General features: G+C 68.7%; 8 protein-coding genes. 4 read left to right on the top strand and 4 right to left on the bottom strand.

Annotated elements, in window-relative coordinates:
• Positions 1 to 444, top strand: a 444-nt coding sequence (locus VGB60_RS09025; RefSeq protein WP_331037935.1) for a lyase family protein, incomplete at its 5' end; no start/stop codon positions are given.
• 17 nt (positions 445 to 461) lie between these two features.
• Entirely contained in the window at positions 462 to 638 is a 177-nt protein-coding gene (locus VGB60_RS09020) for a DUF4169 family protein (RefSeq protein ID WP_331037934.1), read from the top strand.
• A 2-nt stretch (positions 639 to 640) separates the two neighbouring features.
• On the opposite strand, the gene VGB60_RS09015 is transcribed toward VGB60_RS09020, so the two are convergent.
• Both VGB60_RS09015 and VGB60_RS09010 read right to left on the bottom strand, forming a co-directional pair.
• Complete coding sequence (locus VGB60_RS09015; RefSeq protein WP_331037933.1) at positions 641 to 1,585, bottom strand: DMT family transporter; 945 nt, start codon at positions 1,583 to 1,585, stop codon at positions 641 to 643.
• A 76-nt stretch (positions 1,586 to 1,661) separates the two neighbouring features.
• Positions 1,662 to 2,417, bottom strand: a complete 756-nt coding sequence (locus tag VGB60_RS09010) for a Coq4 family protein (protein WP_331037932.1) — start codon at positions 2,415 to 2,417, stop codon at positions 1,662 to 1,664.
• 164 nt (positions 2,418 to 2,581) lie between these two features.
• Between VGB60_RS09010 and VGB60_RS09005 the strand changes: the two genes are divergently transcribed.
• A complete protein-coding gene (locus VGB60_RS09005) occupies positions 2,582 to 2,818 on the top strand; it encodes a ribbon-helix-helix domain-containing protein (protein WP_331037931.1) in 237 nt (78 codons plus the stop codon).
• 63 nt (positions 2,819 to 2,881) lie between these two features.
• Here the strand turns inward: VGB60_RS09005 and VGB60_RS09000 are convergent, their stop codons facing one another.
• Together VGB60_RS09000 and VGB60_RS08995 are read right to left on the bottom strand one after the other, a co-directional pair.
• Positions 2,882 to 3,214 (bottom strand): hypothetical protein, encoded by a 333-nt coding sequence (locus VGB60_RS09000; RefSeq protein WP_331037930.1) that lies wholly within the window; start codon positions 3,212 to 3,214, stop codon positions 2,882 to 2,884.
• Between the two features lie 2 nt (positions 3,215 to 3,216).
• Entirely contained in the window at positions 3,217 to 3,411 is a 195-nt protein-coding gene (locus VGB60_RS08995) for a hypothetical protein (RefSeq protein WP_331037929.1), read from the bottom strand.
• A 116-nt stretch (positions 3,412 to 3,527) separates the two neighbouring features.
• On the opposite strand from VGB60_RS08995, the gene VGB60_RS08990 reads away from it, so the two are divergent.
• Positions 3,528 to 5,750, top strand: a 2,223-nt coding sequence (locus tag VGB60_RS08990) for an ATP-dependent helicase (RefSeq protein WP_331037928.1), incomplete at its 3' end; no start/stop codon positions are given.

The following is a 5,750-nucleotide window of genomic DNA, read 5'->3' as shown; positions in this document are numbered from 1 at the left end:
GGCTCGTCGATCATGCCGGGCAAGGTCAATCCGACGCAGTCCGAGGCGCTGACGCAGGTGTGCGTGCAAGTGTTCGGCAACCACGCGGCCGTGACGTTCGCCGGTTCTCAGGGGCATTTCGAGCTGAACGTGTTCAACCCGGTCATGGCCTACAATTTCCTGCAGTCGGTGCGCCTGATGGCCGATGCGGCGGTCAGCTTCACCGACAACTGCGTCGTCGGCATCGAGCCGCGCGAGGACAACATCAAGCGCGGCCTCGACAACTCGCTGATGCTGGTGACCGCGCTGAACGGCAAGCTGGGCTACGACGCCTGCGCCAAGATCGCCAAGACGGCGCACAGGAACGGCACGACGCTGCGCGAAGAGGCGGTGGGCGGCGGATACTTGACGGACGCGGAGTTCGACGAGGCGGTGCGGCCCGAGAAGATGATCTCGCCGGGCTGAGCGGCGGAGGACGGCGAATGGGCGAGATCGTCAATCTGAACCGGGCGCGGAAGGTTCGAGCCAAGGCCGAGGCCAAGGCGACGGCGGCGGAGAACCGCGCGTCCCACGGCCGGACGAAGGCCGAGCGGGTCAAGGCGGAGAAGGAGCGGGCCGCGGCGGCCCGGCTGCTGGACGGCGCGCGTCGCGACGAGTGACGTCAGACGGCCGAGACCTTCGGAGCGCGGATCAGCAGGGCCTGACCGGACAGCACCAGGACCAGACCGGCCAGGGCGGGCCAGCCGAAACGGGCGTCCTCGAACACGACCGACACCAGCATGGCGATCGGCGGAGTGAGGGCCGAGATGTAGCTCGCGAGGGCGTATCCTCTTGTGCGGGCGATCGTGAAATAGACGACAAAGGCGATCACCGAGCCGAACACGGCGAGATACAGCAGGGAGCCGAGGTAGCGGGCGGTCGGTTCGATCGACCACTCCACGCCCGTCGCGAGGCCGTAGAGGGCGAGGATAATGGCGCCGTAAGCCATGGCCCAGGCGGTCGACGGGATCACCGCGGACCCGTGGCTCTGCCCGCGCCAGGCGAAGTAGTTGCCGAAGGCCGAGGCCACCACGGCGAGCAGAGCGAAGCCGACACCCTCGACAGCCTTATCGCCGAGCCCGACCCCGAGCGCCTCTGCTCCGGACAACACCGCGACGCCCGCCAGACCCAGAAGCGCACCGGCCCACGAGGCGGCGGCGGCCTTCTGGCGGGCGGCGACGCGGAACAGGACGAGGTTGAGGAAGGCGAGCGCGGCGAAGATGACGGCGACCACGGCCGAGGCGATCCGGCCCTCGGCGGCGTAGGTGAAGCTGTAGCTGATGGAGAAGGCGAACACCCCCTGCCCCAGCGCCGCCAGATGCTGGGGCCGGGTCAGGCGCAGCGAGCGCCCGGTGACGAGGCAGCCGACGAACAGGATGAGCGCGGCGATGCCGAAACGCCAGACGATCGAGGCCAACGGCGCGACCGAGCCCAGCTGAAGGGTGATGGCGTACCAGGTCGTGCCCCAGATCAGCGCGCACAGCGCGACGCCCCCGATTGCCAGCAACAGGGCCCGCGACGGGGCGACCGCGCCGGGCGTTTCCAGTGATTCAGGGGTCGGACTCATGCGCGCCAAGTGGACGGTGCGGCGACGCGGGGCAAGCGGGTTTGGGGCGTCGCGGCCGAAACTTGCGGTCTCGTCGTCAGGCGCGGAGCCTCAGCCCTGAGCGGACCTCCGCAGGGACGGCGTGGTAGACGTCGGCCGGGCCGATCTTCAGGCGACGCCGGGCGGCCTCCAGCGGTTCGGCGAACAGGGCCTCGTAGTCGAGACCCGGCAGCCACCGGGCGGCGCGACCGTTCCGCCAGGCCTGCAGCACGGCCTTTCGCGCCGGAATGGAATGGACCTCGCGCTGGATCTCCCGCGCCGCGCCCCAGCCGATGAAGGCGAAGCCGAGATTCGCGGTCTGGCCGTAGGAGAAGGCGACCACGCACGCCTCGCCCAGCGCGTCGGTCTCGTAGCCGGTGAGCACATGCCAGATGTCATGCACGTCGCGCAGGCGGCGCGAATACCAGACGACGGGGTGCGGCGCGTCGACGAAGGGAATGACCTCGCGCTCGGCCTCGGCCAGGCCGTCGGCGGTGAAGCCGCGGGCCTCCCGAAAGGCGCGGTAAGCCGCCCCGACGCTGCCCGGAGCGAACTGGCCGAGCCAGGCAGGATCGTCCAGCTTGTGAGCCAATTCCTCGCGCAGGAAGGCCTGCCGGCCCCCTTCGACCGTACGCAGCATCCGCTTATAGCCGCGCGAGACAGACCGTCCGGACAGGGCGCGCATGATCTCGAACACCTGTGCGGTGTCCTCCTTGTTCCGGATCAGTCGGCGGAAGGCCCGCAGGGCCAACAGCGGCCGCATCCGCTCGGAGCGGACCTTGCGGAAATCATCCATGTCAGCGGACAGGGTCATGGCGGGCATCCGGCGGAGACGAGGCGCCCGACCCTTATATGACCAACGATAACCTTTGGTAAGCAGGCGTTCCAAGTGCGCGGGTCGCCCCGGCAGGCGTCCAGACGCTGGCGCAGACGCGGCGCTGCGGGCTAGGAGGTCAGAATGTCTGAAGCGAACGCTCAATGCTGAAGAAGCGGTCCGTGTCCCTGTCGGGTCACGCCACCTCGGTGGCGCTGGAGCCGGCGTTCTGGGCCATCCTTGATGAGGTCGCCACCACCGCAGGCCTGTCCCAGGCGGGGCTGATGAAGCGGATCGATGAAAGCCGCGGGCGCACTCCGCTGGCCTCCGCCTGCCGCCTGCTCGCTCTCGCGTGGGCGGGCGGCGACCGGTCTTTCGTCGAGCCACACTCCGCCGAGTGACGAGCGCAATCACTCCCCGCACAGCCGGGTGCGGGGAGTGATCGTCGAGGGCGTTCCGGCGGCCTAGGCCTCCGGCACGCGCTCCGGGCTGGGCACGGTGGGGGGCTCAACGTTCGGCATGTCTGGCAGGTCGGGCATCTTCGGCGCGTCCGGCAATGTGGGCGTCGGCAGGTCGATGTCGACGTCGACGTTGGTGTCCTTGCCCGTGTTCAGACTGCCGTTGCTGAACATCATGAAGGCGATAACCAGAACGACCACGATCAGACCGCCGACCAGCAGGGCGATCCAGCCGCTCCCGCCGCCGCTGCGCTCAGGCGGATTGTTGATGGTTGTGTGGTGCACGACCTCGGGTCGGTGTTCCGGCTCGCGCGGCGGGGGCATGTTGGGATCGGTCATGATCAGTTCGCGCTCGGGACGGAAGGAGCCGAAACTTCCGGCAGATTGACATCGACGTTGACGTCCTTGGTGTCGGCGCCGCCGCGGGCGAAGACGAAATAGGCCACGATCGCCAGGACGACGACGATCGCGCCGACGATGAAGGCCAGCCCCGCGTTGCCGCCGCCGCCGCCGGTGTTGTTGATGTTGTCGGCCATGGTGAGTCCCTTCTCCCAAAGTTACGCCTGCCAAACGACGGCAACGCTTGAGGGTTCCGAGCGCCGGCGCCGCAGAGGCCGCTGACATCCGGCTCCGTGCCCCTTATGTTCCGCCGATGAGTCTCCCCTCCGACACCGGCCAGCCCCCTGCCCCGCGCCTTTCCGATCTGGCCCGCTCGCGCGGTCCGGGCGGCGTCGCACACGCCCCGGCCGACTATCTGGCCGGGCTGAACCCCGAACAGCGCGAGGCGGTCGAGACGGTGGACGGGCCGGTGCTGGTGCTGGCCGGGGCCGGCACGGGGAAGACCCGGGTGCTGACCACCCGGCTGGCGCATATCCTCGCCACCGGACGAGCGAAGCCCTGGGAGCTGCTGGCCGTCACCTTCACCAACAAGGCCGCGCGCGAGATGCGCGAGCGGATCACCCATCTGATTGGTCCTTCCGCCGAGGGGCTGCGCTGGCTCGGCACGTTCCATTCGGTGGCGGCGCAGATCCTGAGACGGCACGCTGAGCTGGTCGGGCTGAAGTCGACCTTCACCATTCTCGACACGGACGATCAGGAGCGGGTCTGCAGACAGCTGCTGGAGGCGGCGAACCTCGACACCAAGCGCTGGACGCCGCGCTCGCTAAACGGGCTGATCGACCACTGGAAGAACCGCGGCTGGACGCCGGAGACCTTGCCCTCCACCGAGGACTTCGCCAACGGCAAGGGGCACGGCCTCTATGCCGCCTATCAGGCGCGGCTGGTTTCGCTGAACGCCTGCGACTTCGGCGACCTGCTGCTGCACAACCTGACCATTCTGTCGAAGCATGCGGATATCGCTGAAGAATACCGAAGGCGCTTCCGCTACATCCTGGTCGACGAGTACCAGGACACCAACGTGGCCCAGTACTTGTGGCTGCGGCTGCTGACCTCCTCGACCGGCAACGTCTGCTGCGTCGGGGACGACGATCAGTCCATCTATGGATGGCGCGGAGCCGAGGTGGACAACATCCTGCGCTTCGAGCGAGATTTCCCCGGCGCCAAGGTGATCCGGCTGGAGCGCAACTACCGCTCGACGCAGCATATTCTCGGCGCGGCCTCGGGGCTGATCGCGGCCAACCGGGACCGGCTGGGCAAGACGTTGTGGACGGAGGATCTGAGCGGCGACAAGGTCCGGGTCCGCGGCGTGTGGGACGGCGAGGCCGAGGCCCGGCTGATCGCCGACGAGATCGAGACCGCCCGCCGCGCCGGCGTCGCCTACAAGGACATGGCGGTGCTGGTGCGCGCCTCGTTCCAGATGCGGGCGTTCGAGGAGCGGTTCGTGCTGCTGGCCGTGCCCTATATCGTCATTGGCGGGCCGCGCTTCTTCGAGCGGGCCGAGATCCGCGACGCCCACGCCTATCTGCGGCTGATCCTGTCCGAGGACGACGATCTGGCCTTCGAGCGGATCGTCAATGTGCCCAAGCGCGGCATCGGCGACACCAGCGTGCAGAAGGTGCTGCAGATCGCGCGCCTGTCCGGCGTCTCGGCGATGGCGGCGGTGCGCGACCTGATCGTCTCGGACGAGCTTCAGGCGCGGACGCGGACGGCGCTGTCGAACTTCGTGCGCGACATCGATCGCTGGCGCGCCCAGGCCCAGACCACGCCCCACTGGGAGCTGACCGAGGCCGTGCTCGAGGAGAGCGGCTACACCGACATGCAGAAGGCCGACCGGGCCACCGGCCAGACGCGGCTGGACAACCTCAAGGAGCTGACGCAGTCCATGCAGCAGTTCGAGACCCTGCCCGCCTATCTGGAGCACGTCTCGCTGGTGATGGACCTCGACCGCGGGGGGTCGGACGACGCGGTCCAGATCATGACCTTGCACGGGGCCAAGGGGCTGGAGTTTCCGCTGGTCTTCCTGCCCGGCTGGGAGGAAGGCGTCTTCCCCAGCCAGCGCAGCATCGACGAGAAGGGCGAAAAGGGCCTCGAGGAGGAGCGCCGCCTCGCCTACGTCGGCGTCACCCGGGCCAAGTCGGACGCGCGCATCTCTTTCGCGGCCAACCGGCTGGTCTATGGCCGCTGGACCTCGCAGCTGCCCAGCCGCTTCGTCGACGAACTGCCGATGGATCACGTCGAGGCCGAGAGCGACACCGGCTACTATGGCGTCACGCCGGCGATGAAGGAGGCCAAGAGCCGCTGGGACGACATGCCGACCTTCGGCAGCGGCTATTCGTCGCCCGGCTGGAAGCGGGCCCAGTCGTTCACCGCCGGACGGGCGCCGGACGCGAAATCGGCGCGCCATACGCTGATCGAGGGGGACGGGCGGCTGTTGGCCACGGCCGATCCGAAGGCCGGCGGCGCTTGGGCCAAGGGC

Source organism: Brevundimonas sp. (assembly GCF_036399195.1).
Lineage (GTDB): Bacteria > Pseudomonadota > Alphaproteobacteria > Caulobacterales > Caulobacteraceae > Brevundimonas.
Note: the sequence above shows the minus strand (reverse complement) of the source record. Positions and strands in the feature narration are given on the sequence as shown.